Consider the following 17078-nt stretch of genomic DNA (forward strand, 5'->3'; position numbering starts at 1 on the left):
TAAACAGGATACTACAGCTAAAAATACTTCTTTTCCAAACTTTTCTCTTTTTTTAGAATACAAGCCTAAAAGTATAAATAAAACCAAAAATATGGGAACCACATATACAAGACCTTCTAGATATAACGCTACAGGTAATTTCTTTGCAGGAGGTTTAAACCAGTCTGTATCCATACGAATTAATATGCTCAGATAAGCAGCAAGTAATATTGAAAGTATGTCGCTTAAAAAAAACATACTTTTTTGTATTAATCTATATCTTTTAACAAACATTAGACCTCTCCCCTTTGGCAAAACTTGTACTAACATTATATCATATAAGGCACTAACTCGCTAGATTTTGTAATTTTCATCTCATATCAATAATTCAACTTTTTTATTTATTCTCGTAACATTAGCTAAAGAAAATCTCTATTTTAAATTGAGTTTATTTTTTACTAATCCTATTATCCACGATATTTCATCTATCTTAGAAAAATATATTACTGTACTATAAATAATTACACCTACACCTATATTCAAGCTAAGAGTCAATAACTTGGATGTAATGCTTTCAGTTATTATAATACTATTTATATATATATTTAAATTATATACCGTGACACCCATTGTAATTGCAGCTATACAGCTTTTAATAAATACTTTTACAATACTTATTGTTCCAATACTTCCTAATTTCTTCTTTAAACTAATAAACAATAATATTGTTGTGATGGCAGCAGTTATGCTGGTAGCAAATGCTAGTCCTGCATGCTGCATATATTGCACTAAAATAATATTAAGCAAGATGTTGCAAATAAGTGCTATTACTCCATTAATCATAGGGGTTTTAGTATCATTCAAAGAATAAAAAACCCTACTTAATATATCTCTATACCCAAAAAACACCATCCCTAAAGAGTAGAATAATAGTGCCGAAGCTGTAAGCATAGTAGCACGACTATCAAACTCGCCTCGCTGGAACAGTATTGAAACTATGGGTACTCTTAATATTATAGCTCCTGCAGTCATAGGTATCATTAAAATAGTTATTACATTAATGGAAGATACAAGTGTTTTTCTAAATACCGTTTTATTATTCTGAACATTTAAAGTCGCTAGTAATGGATAGATTACTGTTGAAATAGATATAGAAAATATTCCAAATACGAATCCATTTAACTTATTTGCAAAATTTAATGCAGAAATACTTCCCTCTATTAATCCAGAAGCCAGCATACGATCAACTAGAGCATTTAATTGTTGAACAGAAGCTCCTATTAATACTGGAATTGCAAGTATCCAAATGTTTTGTACATATTGGTCTTTAAAATCCAATATATATTTATATCTAAAACCCTTCTTTATAGCATAAGGAAATTGTATCACAACTTGGAATAAAGAACCAAACAATGTGGCATATGCAAGTCCATGTATTCCAAAAGCACTACTAAATAATAATACTACTATAATAATAATATTATTAGGAACATTTATTAGAGCAGGTATTGCGAACTCCCCATTAGATTGTAAAAATCCAGTAAAAATATAAGCTACTCCTATAAACAAAATCATAGGAAAAACTATTCTAGTAAGCTCAACCGCTAAATCAAAAGTAGCTTCATCAAAACCTATTGCTATTATTGACACTATAGGTCTTGTAAAGATCAGTCCAAATATTGAAAAAACACTACAAACTACTATTACAGCATTTAATATCTTGTTAGTAAATTTAATGTTTTCTTTTTGTCCACCTTCCAATGTCACTCTTGAATAAACTGGAATAAAAGTTGTTGCTATTGCTGCTATTATACTGGAAAATAGTATTGTAGGTATTGTTATTGCTATAAGGTATGCATCTGTCATGTAAGTTGCACCATAGGTACTGCCAAGGAGAACTTCCCTCATAAATCCTAGGATCTTACTAATTAATGTTGCAATCATTACAAAGAACGCTGTTTTGGTTAAATCTTTTTTCCCTTGCATATAACACCTCTTACTATTACATAAGGATTACTGAATATCTCATTTTGTTTATGAAGTACTCAGTGACATCCCAAAATTTTGTAAATATTGCACCTTGAAAAATTGACAAAAAAGAACCCTGAGCCTCCGCCCGAGGTTCATTACCAAGAACTGTAATGCAATTACTGATTCACTGGTCTCTGGAAGGCGTGCCATGATTCGGTCAAGTCCGTATTTTCGTTTACCTTCACCGAACTTGCCTTCCACTGCATTACGTTCTTTAGCATCCTGACGTTCCAAATTGCGGTGTTCTTGTAATTCTTCTTGTGATGGTCTTCCAAGCCTAGGCCCAGAAAGTCGAATTCCAAGTTCCTTCCAAAAACGGTAGTTATTACGGTTTCTGCACAAATGATCTGCAATTACTGCTTCAGGATAATACCCAAATCTTTGTTTGTAAGATTCTACTGCTGCCTGCAATCGTGTTCCTTCATTGAAACTATCCCAGCTTAGTTCATCTATCAAGGCATATCCATTAACTAAACTGATTGCCACTTTTGCTCCAAACTTTACAGCAGCCCCAGCTTTACCATGTACAATAGGACGGACATGGGACTGACTGATACTGACAATACGGTCTTCGATACGATGAATTCGATTATTATACATGAATCGTTGCTGATGCATAAGTTCATAGATTACTTGTAGATTCTTTAACTGCCGTGCACTCAAAGGAAGTTCTCCATTATGCATAGATACAAGATTCTCAATAATACGCAGGTTTCATTCAATATAACGCAGTTGCTGGCCTACAGCCTTGCGGGTTTACTTGTGCGATGACTTCCTCTGCTTTGCAACAGCTAAATAGCGTTTTCTAGCCTTTTGGCGGTATATTCTTAGGTTTCTTAATATTGCCTCGAAGTGGTGCGTGCAAAGTATCAATAATTTCCTCCATTTTCTCATGGGCTTCATTGAGTAGTGATAAATCGTTTGGATAGTGAATATCTGCTGGTGTAAACGTTGCATCTAAAATCAAATTCCCATGATTGGTGCACTTTTCAGATGCATCGGCAATAGGCTTGCCTGAAGGTCTTGCCAAACCATCAGGATGGTTGTTGTCATCATCTTTTGACTCCGTTTCTTGAGGTACTGGCTTTGAGAGCATCATCTCTGCCTTGCATATAAGTGCATTGACCTCTGAAACAATCTCTAACCCAAGACGCTTTCTAAAACGAACTATGAGCGATGAATCAAACGGAGCATTATATTAATATTCAGAAAAACCGATAAAGTACTGCAAATATGGGTTTTCTGTGATTTGTTCTACCGTTTCAATATCCGACCAGCCGTATTTTCCCTTTATGATAAGGGAACCTAATGCTACACGAACTGGTTTGGCAGGCATACCATAGTCACCAAACAAGGTTGCATATTTTTTTTCAATGGCATCCCATGGAATAAGGGAGGCCATTTTAACCTAGCGGTTATCCTTGCGGAGTTCAGCTCCAAAAGGTAAAAAGAAGTCATCAACAAAAGTAATTTGTTCTTTATCGGTTTTACGGTACATTTTTGTCTCTCCTTGTGCACGGTTTTTATCGTATTTTTACTGTTTTCCATGCACTATTATATCAAAAAATCACCGTAAAACCCAGTGTTTTTAAAGATTTTAGAATTATTCAGTAAGTCCTAGATAGTAACTTGTAAACTTATATTTCACTCTATATAGATTTTAATCAACATTAAACAATCTATTTATGGCTTTGTATAGCTCTTTCCCAAGTCTCAATTAAGGTACAAACGTTTTTATCCCATGAATAGTTATTGAAAACAAATGCTTGCCCTCTGTCTAAGAACTGCTGTCTAATATCCTCATTTTCGATTAATTTTTTAATTCCTGTAATTATATCATCTTTTGTTTTAGCGATATAAACTTCATTGGTTGTAATGTTCGGAAATCCTTGAATTGCTAAAGGCGTAGCAACAATAGGTAATCCACAAGCTAAAGCTTCTAATATCTTATTTTGCATTCCTGTACCAGAGTTTAATATGTAAACACCAAGAGTGGCCTTGCTGATAAATTCATAGATATCTTCGACGAATCCGGTAACTATAATATTATTAATATTATGAATTTTCTTTATTTTGTCTATCGGATCTTTTCCAACAATATATAATTTATATTCTGGATATAAATTATATATTGTTGGCCATATTTCATTAACAAAATATAAAACACCCTCAACATTAGGGAAATACTGCATATTCCCATGAAATATTAGAGCTTTTTCTTTCTTAATATTTTTATAGTTTTCAAAATGCTCTCTTGTCATATTTACGCCATTAGGATTAACTACAATATTATTAAAATTTTTTAAATATGCTTTTTCTTTTTCTGAAACCAATAATACTTTATCATAATTAGCTAATACTTTTTTCTCATACTTTTTTAACAAATTACTTTCAATGTTAAATATAAACTTTTTTAATAGAAATTTCTCTTTTTGACCTCTTCTATTCATATTCAATGAAAGAGCATCTATCATATCAACAACCTTGGGCACATGGATATTCATAAAATATTCTGCTAACCTCACATATTGAATATGAATTACGTCAGGCTTTACTTCCTGATAGATTTTTAATAGTCTATTCTTAATTAAACTATCTGTAAACATATTAACCTGTATAGGCTTACGGTTATAAATTGTTTTAAACGTGTTGAAGATCATTTTAACTTTGTTAATATTAAGAAAGAATATGTCCTTGCAGTATTTACTTAATTCTTTTCTAATAGTTTCTTCCTCTTTCCAATCAGTTATAAAAGTAACTAAGTATATTTCATGATTACGCATATGAGAGTTCCTAATTTGTTCGTTAGCAATCAATTGATCTCCTTTATAAGGTGGAAAAGGCGGCCTTAGTGTAATATACATTACCTTCATTCAATACGTCCCCTTTATTTAAATTAGCTATCTTTCAGCCTATTAAAAATATATTAAACATGTCAAATTATAATTGAAACTTGATTGTAATTATACTATTATAAAATTTAATAAAACCTAATTAAATAAACATACCGTTAAGCCATGTTAAAAGTTTCTAATCTAAACTTCCTATAATACCCAGAAATTATTCCAATCACAAACCAAAAATATGGGTAGCCGATTAAGGAAATAGAAAAAGAGCAAACTATTGACATTCCTACAATTACTAAAAATAGTTTGCTGTCAACTAATGATGCACACTTTATCTTTTTAATAAAACTCAAAATCTTTAAATAGAACTTTATAAAAAATAATGACCCTATTATACCAGACGCCACTAATACCTCAAGAAAAGTAGACTTAATATCTGCAAAACGGGGCGAGTCTTTCTGACCCCAGTCCCTAATTAAGCCAATATTCAAATACTGTTTGTTAATAAAGTCTTTATAATAGTAACCTGCATTTCTAAAACCTATTCCTAAAATAGGATACTCCCTAAAAATATTATAAGCAACTTCATATGATGCTGTCCTAGTTATAGCAGACTCATCAGCATTATTTATTGATTTTGTTAATCTATGGGTAAAATAGTCTATATCATTTTTTGATATAGGCGTCACACCAGAGAAATATAATATAACACCCACAAACGCTATAAAGATAAGGCCTTGAAATAACCTACTAAAATACTTTAACTTTAAATTTAAAACTAGTACAATTGAACATAATCCGAATAATAGGATTACGCCTAAAATAGACTTAGTATAGAATACAAGTAATAGTTGTATAGTTAACAAAATACCATACCCAATTTTATTCTTGCTCTCTTGAAGACAATATAATGTTATTGGAATAATAAAAACCACTAAATCGATTGCTGCATGTGAAGGTTCTGTTGTTAATAAATGTATACGATAATATCCATCTGGGTATTGGGTAGAAACAAAAAAACTTCTTATTTGATTAATAAACCTACTATTTTTTGTAATTATTTGAAAAACCCCAATTATAAGAGATGGCCCAAAGCTTAGTAATATATAATGTAATGAACTCTTTAAACCAATTAATCTTATAGCTCTTGAACCAATATAATATGAAGCAAGGGATATAAAAGAATAGATGAAAAACTGTATATATCTTACCAATGGTGATGTTTGCTTCTGTGCTAACATATATTCGTAGTTCCACCCTAACATTACCAATGATATAAAGTGAAATACAATAAACATTGTTAACACTTGCTTATCTAACTTATTTATATGGTGCGTAGATGGCTGCATGGACTCTTGTGCAATTTTAAAAGTAATATATATTAATATGGGTAATACAACTAACGGTTTTAGAGTACCTGACTGTATAAATGGGAAGTTATTATACGGTAAAGCAAAAATAAATAAAATAATAATTATTCTTTCAAAATAATAGTTCATCACTATTCTCGCTCCATTATTGTTCTTATAAACTGTACAAAAGTTTTTTCAAGATTAATAATATTTTTTTCTTCTAGGACTTTTGGCTTTAAAAAAGGGTCATAAATATCCCCTTCAAATGAATTATTATATACCTTTACATATGCAGATAAATTTTTTTGGTATAGCTCATCTTTCGGGAGCTTCTCTCTGTTGCTTAACTCCTGTTTTATTTCTTTCACATTATTTACTTTTGTTACATAAGGAAAAATATTGTAGTATACATCTGAAAAGACAAATGAATGTATTCCATATAAAGATGCTTCAAAAGATATTGTCCCTGCAATTGTAAACACTACATCAATATTCTTAATAAATGTGTTTGTTGATTCAAAAGGGTCTAACAGAATACTATTAGGAATATTCCTAAATTGTAAAAGCTCATGGACTGCTCTCGAGCCAATCCCATTTGGATGCTCCTTAATAAGTAATAAGTAGTCTGAAGGCAGATTCTTAGAAATGTTTCTAGCCAATTCCAATTGATTACTAAATTCAGGAGCTACTGTATCGGGAGTAGCTTCGGGCTGAACATGTAAAGCCAGCAAAGCAAGCTTTTTATTAGGATATTTGTCTTTTATGTCTTTAAAATTAACAAAAAGACTTGTCTTAATAGCATTAATCTGACTTCTAATCGCATATTTTTTTAAAATCTTTAGTTTTAATTGTAAAGCATATCTATAGTCTTCTTTATTATAGGTGAACAATAAATTCTTTGATCTTTTTACAAAATTCGGGGGTAACTTGGACTTTAAAAAGCTAGCTTGATTATTAATATTTATTTGCATCCTATCTTTCATAAAGCCTTCTACTACTTCATTGACTTCATTACCTGACTCTATATTTTTAATAAATGAATTATCGTTATATGAATTTAAAAAGCACAATCTTCCAGGTATTACAGAAGTATTTAGCGGGTTATAATAATGTTTACCTAAATACTGCATTAAATAGTAACTAATGTACTCAACAGCCCAAGTTATTTCACCAAATATAATATCAATATCCTCTTGTTCTATAACTTTCTTCAGGTTATAAGTAAATGATGTTAGAAAATTAGCTGCTTTTACTGCATTCCATTCGCTTAACACCCTATCAAGCATAATTGCTTTATTTAGGGAAAATGCATCAAACTTATACTCCAAATTTCGAATTACTTCCTCACCACTTTGATGTCTTTGGTGATCATTTATATTAGTATATAAAGATTTAACCCCAAACCTCTTTTCATAAAACTGTGCTTTTTTGTAGGAAAGACAGATAATATATACTTCCATATCATGTCTTTCTTGTAGTCTTTGAGCTAGTCTACAAAAAAGTAACCCAAGATTACCATTATCAAAAAATGCTACTTTCATTAAAATTTCTTCCTTTACTTATGTTAGTATTTTTCAATATTTTCCCCTAAGGGTTCTTTGTCCTTATGTGAATGTCACCAACTTGTCCATCCACCATCAACTACTAAAGTATGCCCTGTAATATAGGAAGCTGCATCAGAAAGTAAAAAAAGAACTGATGAAGCAATTTCATTTGGACTACCCATCCTACCTAATGGTGTGAGTTTGTTATATTTTTTCACAAACTTCTCATTTTGACCATCATAGATTCCACCAGGAGCTACTGCATTCACTCTTATATTATATCTTCCATAATAAGCTGCTAAATAACGAGTTAAATTGACAATTCCACCTTTTATTGCAGAGTATGCTGCCGGCATAGTCATTTCTGTCCCTTCATATATTGAAAAATTTGGACCCACTATACCATAAATAGACGCAAAATTTACAATAACACCGTTTTTTTGCTGTTTCATTTGTTCTGCAACTTTCTGGCAGCATATAAAGTATCCATTTAGGTGCATGTCAACATTCTTTCTCCATGATTCAAACGATATATTTTCAAATTTTGTGCTCCAATCTTTTGTCCTAGGATATGCATTATTTACCCAGCCATCTATAGCACCATATTCATTTACAATTTGATTTACAGTATTTATTACAGATTCTTCACTAGTTATGTCCAATCCTAATGCTGTTGCATTATATCCTTCTTGTCGAATATCTACTGCTAATTTCTCTGCTTTTTCTTTGTCTACTTCTGCAATAATAACATGCGCACCATATTCTGAAAAAACTTTACACATTCTGCTCCCAAGCAGGCCTGCACCGCCTGTTACTACTACATTTTTACTATCCAACCTAAAAAGAGAATCCCCCATTTTATTCACCTACTTTATACATTATCGGTTAGCTATTTCTCAAAATGCTTTCTTGTTTCTTCATACTCTGCCCACTGTCCTATATCAAACCATTGGTTATCAAGTATAGGGTATACTCCTATCTTTTTATTTTGCTTTAAAAGTTCTTCTATCAATTGGGTAATATCTTTTCTCTTATTTTCAGATAGATATTCAATAATCTCTGGCTCTGCTACATATACACCAGTATTTATAACATGATTATACTCGGGTTTTTCTTCTATCTCTATTAATTCACCTTTATTATTTGTCTTTAACACTCCATATGGAATAACAGAATTCTTGATACATCCTACTATTGTTAATACATTTTGTTTCTCTTTATGATAATTATATACCTTTTCCAAGTCTTCTTCCACAATAATATCACAATTTGTTATAAAGAAAGTACTAGATATATCTTCCTTTGCTAAACACAAACTGCCAATGGTACCCATAGGAAACTCTTCTTTAATGTATTTTATTGACTCATATTTATTATAAATTGCAGGATCTGCAAAATAGGCTTTAATCATATCTCCTTTATAATTAATTGAAATTATAAATTTATTAAAACCAAATTTATTAAATTGATCCATAATCCGCTCTAATATTGGATATTCCCCTATAGGTATTAAAGGTTTAGGCAGAATTTTTGTAAACGGTTCTAATCGAGTACCAAAACCACCTGCTAAGATGAAAATCGGTATATCCTTTTTGGTACATACTTTACTCTTTTCTTTTTGAAATATATCTGTCCAGTAGATAATATCAGTTACTTTTTTATCATTATCTATAACAGGGATAGACTCTAAATGGTATTCCAGCAAAATAGATTCTATTTTTTCTCGGTGACCTGATTCCATTTCTAAAATAACTTTAGGATTGGTATGCATTATCAAACTAACGCTATTCTCCAAGTCTATTCCTTTTAGAATTCCTCTTCTAATGTCACCATCACTTAACGACCCAACTAATTCATCGTTTTCATCAACTACATAAAGGTTTTTTTGCGCAGTTTCATTTAGACGTTTCATAGCATTACTAATTGAATCATTACAATATATAAGAAACTTTTTAACATCTTTCTTAATTTTCATATAAACATCCCTACCTATTTAAAGTTAAAACAATATTTTAATACTGCTTTAACTGCATTTTACTTCTGTAAATTTCCCATCATGAATTCTACAAACCTGAAATCTAATTCACTATCAATATCTATAGAGCGTTCTTGTGGCATAATATAAATACCTGCTTTTTCTGCATGAATCGTATTTGTTTTTAATAAAAATTCTTTTCTATATACGTATATAGAAGCATTTAATTCGTATACCTTAGGTGCAGTTTGTCTAGATAATACAGGCTTTTCTGGCTTTTTGCATAATCTCGGTATTCCATCAGAATCTATCTCAACCATATTAAAATATGGACTTTTTCTGGCTTCACAAACACTATAAACAATATCCAGTTGTTCAGTAACAAGCTTTTGATATGCATTTTCAATATCTTCAGTTGTCCTTAGAGGTGATGTTACATCTAGATCAATTACAACATCATAAAATTCACCTAATTGTTCCATATAATTTACTGCATGCTTTATTACATCTATTTTTCCCGCGTTATCCGTAGCAAGCTCCATAGGTCTAATAAAGGGAACAATTGCTCCATGCTGCAAGCTTATTCTTTTTATTAATTCCGAATCTGTAGATACAATAATATCACTAAATTTTCCCCATTTTTTTGCCATTTCAATTGTATAAGCTATTAAAGGCTTACCTAATAGTTCTCTCACATTTTTATTTTTTACTCCCTTTGACCCGCCTCTAGCACAAATTGTACAAAGAATTTTCATATAATATCCTTCCCTTGTTTAATATTTAATGCATATTCCAATACTTTCAAGCCCTCTAAAATATTATTTTGAGTCTCTTTTTTATGAATGACAGACTCAATAAAATATTTCATTTGTCTCTCATACATATGATTTCTATCAATTTGGTAATTTTTAACCTCACAGTGGTCATCTGCATAATAAATTGTAAATTGACTTTTAATTAGGTCGAGTAATATACTGCCATATTCAAAATTGGCAGCTATTTTTCTTTCCGGTATACGCCTATAATAATTTAATGATATAGTCCCCATACACTGGTTTGCAGTCTGTAAAATAATCTTAGCGATATCTTCTGTATTAATTTTTAAATCACTTATTTTCCCTACAAAACTTTTAGACTTAGTAAATTCCCCAAAAAGCCAATAAGCATAATCAATTTCATGTATTAAATCTAAAACTACTCCTCCTCCGAGTTCTTCTTTCGCACTATAACTTTGTGTATAATCTTGCCATGGCCTCCAGTCTGGTAAATAAGAACCTACCGATATGTCAAAATCATATACTCTTCCTAACTTATTTGTTTGTATAAGATTTCTTAGATCAATTAACGCATCATGATACCTTAAGTTACATCCCATAAGAGTAATTAGTTTTTTATCTTTTACTAAATTTATTAATTTATCGATATTTTCTAATGTATTAGATAAAGGTTTTTCTATAAATAAATGAATACCTTTTTCTGCACATTTAATGGCTGTTTCTACATGATAAGATGTAGGGTTAGAGATTATTGCGCAATTCGGTTTTTCTAAAAGAGCATCTTCTAAACAATAAAAATATTTTATATCTTCTGCATACTGCTTGTTAGCTTTATTTAAATTTGTTTTATAACTTATAAATTCAAGGCTGTATTTTTGTTTATATTTTCGTAAACAATTATAATGTCTACCACCAATAGAACCCATTCCTATAAAAAGAATTTTCATAGTTACAACCTTTCTATTGAAAATCTCCAATTTGTAAAATATAATCGCTGGGTAAATTTCTAGTTGCTTTCTTGTTAAGAATCATCTCTAGATATTTAGCTTCTAAACCTGTTCCTGGTCGCTTTAAAGCAAGCATTTCATGAGTAATTGTTTCACCTTTTTCAATGCTTCGGCAGGTTACTATACTCTTTCTTACTACTTCTCTTGTGCTTAATTCTTGCCTGCTTGGCTTTTTAACTCCGTCTCCCAAAGCAATTTCAATATTCCTGATTGCTTGTACAAGTTTTTTTAATTCTAAAGGCTCTAAAGATGCTTTATGGTCTGGACCCTCCATATTTTTATCTAGTGTAAAATGTTTTTCTATAACTTCTGCACCTAACGCTACAGCAGCAATTGAAACTTCTGTACCCAAAGTATGGTCAGAATAACCTACCTTCACTTTAAATGCATCTTTTAAAGTTAACATAGCTTTTAAATTAACATCACTTATTTCTGCAGGATAATTAGAAGTACAGTGTAACAATGTTACTTGATAATTTCCTTCTTCATAAATCCATTTTAGAGCTTCTTCTACTTCCCCTAATGTCGACATCCCTGTAGATAAAATAATAGTTTTTTGTTTTTTGGCTATATATTTTAAAAATGGTTTGTTTGTAATTTCTCCGGAAGGAATTTTAAATAATTTTATACCTAAATCATATAACATATCTACAGACTCTTCATCAAAAGGAGTAGATAAAAATAATATATTTTTACTATTACAATACTTAATTAACTCCTTATGATTTTCGTAACTCAATTCCAATTTTTTTAACATATCATATTGCGAATCATTATTTCCTGTGTTCTTTATCTGGTATTCAGCTTTTTGTGCAGACTTTATAACCAGATTATCTGCCTTAAAAGTTTGAAACTTTATGGCATCACACCCTGCTTCACAAGCTATATCAATTAAGCTTTTTGCTAATTCAATGTTACCATTATGGTTTACTCCTGCCTCAGCAATAATAAAAGTAGGCATTTAAACTCACCTTTTCCTAATAATTTTTGCAGGAACTCCCACTGCTATTGAATTTGGAGGAATATCGGTTGTCACTACACTTCCTGCTCCGATAATACTGTTTTGACCTATATGAATTCCTTGTATAATGTTAGCCCCTACCCCTATCATACAGTTATCATCAATAGAAACTTGTCCACAAATCTTTGCTCCTGGAGCTATATGAATATTATTTCCTATACTACATTCATGTTCAATAATACTTCCCGTATTAATAATGCAATTATTTCCAATTTTCACTTCTGTGTTAATAATAACTCCAGCTAAGATTGCATTGCCTTGTCCTAAAACTATATGTTTTGAAAGAATACTCGTTCCATGAATTACATTTATACATTCAAAGCCTATATCCTTAACAAGGTTATATAAATATGCTCTAGGGCGATAGTTGCCTATCATTCCAATAGATATAAATATTTTTCTTAGTCCATTATCATATAATTCTTGAAGAACATCGTCGGTTCCTATAACTGGAATACCCAATATCTTTTGATGCTTCTTTGACTCATCTTTTTCAGTAATTCCAATAATCGTAAATTCATTGTGATAATTTTGTATAGTTTCAATAATTACTTTTGCATGACCGCCAGCACCAAGAAGTAAAACATCACTTTGTGCATTGTACTTTTTATTCATATACTAGCCTCTTATACTTAAGTTTTGTTAAATCTACATTTTCTAATATCTTTACTATCTTTTGAGAAGTATACCCATCTCCATATATATTGGATACTTTCAATACTTTTTGTTTAAATTCTTTACTAGTTGCTATTTGAATTCCCTGTAATATTTCATTCACATTACACCTTACATTAATAACATTTCCACTTTGTAGTCTTCCTTTTTGTCTAATACCTATATTGACTACAGGTAATCCAAAAGAAGCTGCTTCAATAATCCCAGAAGAGGAATTACCTAACATTAAAGTACAATATTTTTGACATGACAAATACTTCCTTTGACCTAAACTATCAAAATAGTGTATGTTAAGATAATTTTTTGAAGCTTCTTTAACTTTTTTGTTTATAATAGCTCCTGATGGGTCTGAATTTGCACCTGTAAAGATCACTTGCATCTCACTTTTGATTAAGGCTTGTAAAATGCTATCAATGTATTCTTCTGTTTTGTCCTGTTCTAATGTAACAGAATGAAAAGTAGCCAAAATAACATCTTTACTAAAATCCACATTAAGGTCTTTTTCTAATTCTTGTTTAGACATATATTGATTATGATGGATCCATTCCAAACCGGGAGCACCCACACAAAAGACTCTCCAAGCTTCTTCTCCCATCTTCCTAATATTTTGTGCATAAATCTCGGTCGAAGCAAAATGCAAATGGCTTAATTTTGTGATAGCATGACGAATTTGTTCATCAATAGCTCCTTCTGTTATCTCTCCACCATGAATATGTGCAATAGGAATATTAAAAGGTATTGCGGCACTAGCTGCTGCTAAAATTTCATAACGATCTCCTAATACTAGTAAAATATCTGGTTTAAGCTCTTCATAACTTTCTGCAAAGCCTATTATCCCAAGTCCCATTGATTTTGATATTGCCACTGGAGTATCGTTGGAGATAAGTATGTCCACCTTTTTATCTATATGGAAACCATCTTGTTCAATAAATTTATACGTATTCCCAAATTGTGGAGCTAAATGCATTCCTGTAACGATTAATTGTAGTTTTAAATTTGATGATTTTTGAATCGACCTCATTGTCCAATACAACAATCCATATTCAGCTCTTGTTCCCGTTATTACAGCTATTTTCCTTTTCATATACCCATCCTTGTATACATTTACATACTATTTTTATTTCATCTACTGTTAATCCTACTGAACTAGGCAAATTAATACCTTTTTTAGTAATTTGATTTGTTACATCCATAGAGCCTTTTTTATTGCCTATATAAGGTGGCATCGTGTGTATAGATTCAAAAAAAGGTCTACTCATAATTCCGTGATCTTTTAACTTTTGAATTAAAGCATCTCTACTTAGCCCATATGATTCATTTACTAGAATACAATATAACCATTGTACATGCTTAACATTTTCTTTTTGAGTCGGTAATTGAATACCTTGAATATCTCTTAACAAATTATTGTATAAAGCTGCATGTTGAAGCTTTTTTTCAATATATTCATCTATTCTTTCTAGTTGAGCTACCCCCATAGCAGCTAAAATATTAGGCATCCTATAATTGTATCCTACTTCTTCATGATAAAATCCACCATTTGCAAGAATTGTTTTTGTTTGATTAGAAAGATATTTCGCTCTTTCTCCCCATTCTTTATTGTTAGTTATCAACATACCTCCAGCTCCAGTCGTAATCAGCTTATTGCCATTAAAGCTAAACGCTCCAACATGCCCTAACGTCCCTGCTTTATGCCAGGTTCCATCTTTGAGCCTATACTCTGCTCCTAATGCTTCTGTGGCATCTTCTATAACATAAAGACGGTATTTTTGGGCAATTTGCATAAGTGGTTCCATATCCACCATGTTCCCATAGAGATGTACTGGGATAATTGCTTTTGTTCTTTCTGTGATTAGTTCCTCTACCTTATTAACATCCATCACCCATGTATCCGGAGTAATATCTACAAATACAGGTTCAGCACCCACATATTTAATAGGATTTACACTTGCGATAAATGTCATTGAAGGAACAATAACTTCATCTCCACGGCTAATCCCTAAAGTTTGTAATGCTAGTGTTATTGCTGCTGTCCCATTCATAGTCACTACGGCTGCTTTTGATTGTATATAAGCTCTAAACTTTTCTTCAAATAAATCTACATAACTGCCTACAGAAGATACCCAATTTGTATCTAAACATTCTTTTATATATCTCCATTCATTCCCTGAAATTTCTGGCACACATAATGGTATCATATTTACACCTTCTAAACGTTATATATATCTGTTTTATAGTACCTTAAGTTGTTTTTAATCCATTCAATTGTTTCCGTCAAGCCTTCATCCAAAGTATATTTAGGTTTCCACCCTGCAATCTCAAAAGCTTTTCTATTATTTGCGCACAGTCTATTGACTTCACTCCGTTCAGGTCTAATTCTGTGCTCATCACAAATAATTTCAACATTTCTTCCTATTAAATTTATTATTTTTTGTGCTAAATCTCCAATAGATATTTCCTTTCCCGTTCCTATATTTGTGACAGTTCCCACTGCTTTTTCACTTTCTGCAACTTTTACAAATCCTTCCACAGTATCTTTTACATAGTTAAGATCACGCGTCGGAGTTAAAGATCCTAATTTTATTTGTTTCTTACCATCTAATATTTGTGAAATAATTGTAGGAATTACTGCTCTTGCAGATTGCCGTGGGCCATAGGTATTAAATGGACGAATAATAGCAACAGGGACATTAAACGACCTGTAATAACTCTCTGCTATCACATCAGCTCCAATTTTACTTGCTGCATAAGGAGATTGACCCTGCAAAGGATGTTTTTCATCAATCGGAACGTACTGTGCAGTTCCGTATGTTTCACTAGTAGATGTATGAACAATTTTTTCAACACCATGTTCTCTACATGCCTGTAATACATTAAGAGTCCCTTTTATGTTTGTATCCACATAGGAAGAAGGAGCATAATACGAATATGGTATTGCAATCAAAGCAGCTAAATGAAATATCACATCTATACCTTTCACCGCTTCCTTCATACAGTTTTCGTCACGTACATCTCCAGTAAATACTTTAATTTGTTTTTTTACTTCTGAATCAAATGTATCAATCCATCCCCAACTGTTAAATGAATTATATAAAACAAAAGCTGTTACATCTGCACCTAATTCTACTAATCTTTCTGTCAAATGACTCCCAATAAAACCTTCTGAACCTGTTATTAGGACTTTTTTTCTTTTCCAATACATTTTCTATCCCCTTTTTTGTTATCTTGTTTCACTTATTAAATAAAAGGCTTTCTATTTTATAGAGTCGAACTATATAACTTACTCTTGTAAGTATATATTAATCTCGGATATTTCTATATATCCAGCTTCTTTATCTTTATGGTCCAATCTCACGTACTGTTGACTGTTATCTAAATCTTTAGTAGTGATGAAATCAAATGTATACATCTTATAAATGTTCTCCAAAGCAAGTGACTGAACTTTTAACTGCGTTGTTGTACCTTTAGTACTAAATATATAGATATCAAAAGCTTTTTGATTATTTAGTTCGGCTTTTAATTTTATTTCTAAAATATACTTCTTTTCAGGCTGTAAGGTAAACCTTCTCGTTATTATTCCGCCTCTATTTAATCCTGAATTTTCAAATCTTAGTGTCCCTTGATCTGTAATTTTACTTTTCATCTCAGAACCCTTAGGTTTCCACATATGCCAGGTGTCTGGTAAATTATCATTGTTCACATCTATATTAATACTAGAATGAAATACTAAACGATTAAATTTCTTTATAGCCTCGGGATCTTTATAATTCCTTAGCAGCCAGTCCGATTTTTCTATATACTCCATCGTTTCCGGCGTAAGGGATATAGGCTTCAATATCTTCTTATTTATCTCCTTCATCACCACAGGAATA

Annotated in this window: 15 protein-coding genes and 1 pseudogene; all 16 read right to left on the bottom strand. The window is 31.3% G+C overall.

The genetic code is table 11. The features are described 5' to 3' along the window. Nucleotides 1-273 (bottom strand): hypothetical protein (locus ACTCAF_RS08985; protein ID WP_463062955.1); only part of this gene is annotated, 273 nt, incomplete at its 3' end. A 138-nt stretch (nt 274-411) separates the two neighbouring features. Then, nucleotides 412-1965, bottom strand: a complete 1554-nt coding sequence (gene murJ, locus ACTCAF_RS08990) for a murein biosynthesis integral membrane protein MurJ (protein ID WP_463062956.1) — start codon at nt 1963-1965, stop codon at nt 412-414. Nucleotides 1966-2013: 48 nt separating this feature from the next. Then, a pseudogene (locus tag ACTCAF_RS08995) lies at nt 2014-3508 on the bottom strand (IS5 family transposase). A gap of 181 nt (nt 3509-3689) precedes the next feature. Beyond that, complete coding sequence (locus ACTCAF_RS09000; RefSeq protein ID WP_463062957.1) at nt 3690-4883, bottom strand: glycosyltransferase family 4 protein; 1194 nt, start codon at nt 4881-4883, stop codon at nt 3690-3692. Nucleotides 4884-5020: 137 nt separating this feature from the next. Beyond that, nucleotides 5021-6355: an O-antigen ligase family protein gene (locus ACTCAF_RS09005; RefSeq protein ID WP_463062958.1), complete on the bottom strand. Its 1335-nt coding sequence runs from the start codon at nt 6353-6355 to the stop codon at nt 5021-5023. A gap of 2 nt (nt 6356-6357) precedes the next feature. After that, the gene (locus ACTCAF_RS09010) at nt 6358-7749 is read right to left on the bottom strand and encodes a hypothetical protein (RefSeq protein WP_463062959.1); all 1392 of its coding nucleotides are present in this window, start codon (nt 7747-7749) and stop codon (nt 6358-6360) included. A gap of 74 nt (nt 7750-7823) precedes the next feature. Continuing rightward, nucleotides 7824-8609, bottom strand: a complete 786-nt coding sequence (locus tag ACTCAF_RS09015) for an oxidoreductase (RefSeq protein WP_463062960.1) — start codon at nt 8607-8609, stop codon at nt 7824-7826. Between the two features lie 32 nt (nt 8610-8641). After that, entirely contained in the window at nt 8642-9727 is a 1086-nt protein-coding gene (locus ACTCAF_RS09020; RefSeq protein ID WP_463062961.1) for a sugar phosphate nucleotidyltransferase, read from the bottom strand. A 59-nt stretch (nt 9728-9786) separates the two neighbouring features. After that, the gene (locus ACTCAF_RS09025) at nt 9787-10482 is read right to left on the bottom strand and encodes an acylneuraminate cytidylyltransferase family protein (protein WP_463062962.1); all 696 of its coding nucleotides are present in this window, start codon (nt 10480-10482) and stop codon (nt 9787-9789) included. Next, a complete protein-coding gene (locus tag ACTCAF_RS09030) occupies nt 10479-11450 on the bottom strand; it encodes a Gfo/Idh/MocA family protein (RefSeq protein ID WP_463062963.1) in 972 nt (323 codons plus the stop codon). Before ACTCAF_RS09030 ends, ACTCAF_RS09025 begins: the two co-directional genes overlap by 4 nt. Before the next feature lie 13 nt (nt 11451-11463). Continuing rightward, nucleotides 11464-12471 (bottom strand): N-acetylneuraminate synthase, encoded by a 1008-nt coding sequence (gene neuB / locus ACTCAF_RS09035; protein ID WP_463062964.1) that lies wholly within the window; start codon nt 12469-12471, stop codon nt 11464-11466. A 6-nt stretch (nt 12472-12477) separates the two neighbouring features. Then, the gene (locus ACTCAF_RS09040; protein ID WP_463062965.1) at nt 12478-13146 is read right to left on the bottom strand and encodes an acetyltransferase; all 669 of its coding nucleotides are present in this window, start codon (nt 13144-13146) and stop codon (nt 12478-12480) included. Continuing rightward, nucleotides 13139-14290 carry a UDP-N-acetylglucosamine 2-epimerase gene (neuC, locus tag ACTCAF_RS09045; protein ID WP_463062966.1) on the bottom strand — a complete coding sequence of 384 codons (1152 nt, stop codon included), beginning with the start codon at nt 14288-14290 and terminating at the stop codon, nt 13139-13141. The genes ACTCAF_RS09040 and neuC overlap by 8 nt, the downstream gene beginning before the upstream one ends. Continuing rightward, complete coding sequence (locus ACTCAF_RS09050) at nt 14250-15404, bottom strand: DegT/DnrJ/EryC1/StrS family aminotransferase (RefSeq protein WP_463062967.1); 1155 nt, start codon at nt 15402-15404, stop codon at nt 14250-14252. Before ACTCAF_RS09050 ends, neuC begins: the two co-directional genes overlap by 41 nt. A gap of 11 nt (nt 15405-15415) precedes the next feature. Continuing rightward, nucleotides 15416-16408: an NAD-dependent 4,6-dehydratase LegB gene (locus tag ACTCAF_RS09055; RefSeq protein WP_463062968.1), complete on the bottom strand. Its 993-nt coding sequence runs from the start codon at nt 16406-16408 to the stop codon at nt 15416-15418. Nucleotides 16409-16486: 78 nt separating this feature from the next. Beyond that, nucleotides 16487-17078 (bottom strand): hypothetical protein (locus ACTCAF_RS09060; protein WP_463062969.1); only part of this gene is annotated, 592 nt, incomplete at its 5' end.

Source organism: Deferrivibrio sp. (assembly GCF_055117995.1).

Bases quoted from the DNA above. Each gene is read 5' to 3' on its own strand.
- murJ (WP_463062956.1), bottom strand. From the start codon at position 1,965: ATGCAAGGGAAAAAAGATTTAACCAAAACAGCGTTCTTTGTAATGATT.
- ACTCAF_RS09000 (WP_463062957.1), bottom strand. From the start codon at position 4,883: ATGAAGGTAATGTATATTACACTAAGGCCGCCTTTTCCACCTTATAAA.
- ACTCAF_RS09005 (WP_463062958.1), bottom strand. From the start codon at position 6,355: ATGAACTATTATTTTGAAAGAATAATTATTATTTTATTTATTTTTGCT.
- ACTCAF_RS09010 (WP_463062959.1), bottom strand. From the start codon at position 7,749: ATGAAAGTAGCATTTTTTGATAATGGTAATCTTGGGTTACTTTTTTGT.
- ACTCAF_RS09015 (WP_463062960.1), bottom strand. From the start codon at position 8,609: ATGGGGGATTCTCTTTTTAGGTTGGATAGTAAAAATGTAGTAGTAACA.
- ACTCAF_RS09020 (WP_463062961.1), bottom strand. From the start codon at position 9,727: ATGAAAATTAAGAAAGATGTTAAAAAGTTTCTTATATATTGTAATGAT.
- ACTCAF_RS09025 (WP_463062962.1), bottom strand. From the start codon at position 10,482: ATGAAAATTCTTTGTACAATTTGTGCTAGAGGCGGGTCAAAGGGAGTA.
- ACTCAF_RS09030 (WP_463062963.1), bottom strand. From the start codon at position 11,450: ATGAAAATTCTTTTTATAGGAATGGGTTCTATTGGTGGTAGACATTAT.
- neuB (WP_463062964.1), bottom strand. From the start codon at position 12,471: ATGCCTACTTTTATTATTGCTGAGGCAGGAGTAAACCATAATGGTAAC.
- ACTCAF_RS09040 (WP_463062965.1), bottom strand. From the start codon at position 13,146: ATGAATAAAAAGTACAATGCACAAAGTGATGTTTTACTTCTTGGTGCT.
- neuC (WP_463062966.1), bottom strand. From the start codon at position 14,290: ATGAAAAGGAAAATAGCTGTAATAACGGGAACAAGAGCTGAATATGGA.
- ACTCAF_RS09050 (WP_463062967.1), bottom strand. From the start codon at position 15,404: ATGATACCATTATGTGTGCCAGAAATTTCAGGGAATGAATGGAGATAT.
- ACTCAF_RS09055 (WP_463062968.1), bottom strand. From the start codon at position 16,408: ATGTATTGGAAAAGAAAAAAAGTCCTAATAACAGGTTCAGAAGGTTTT.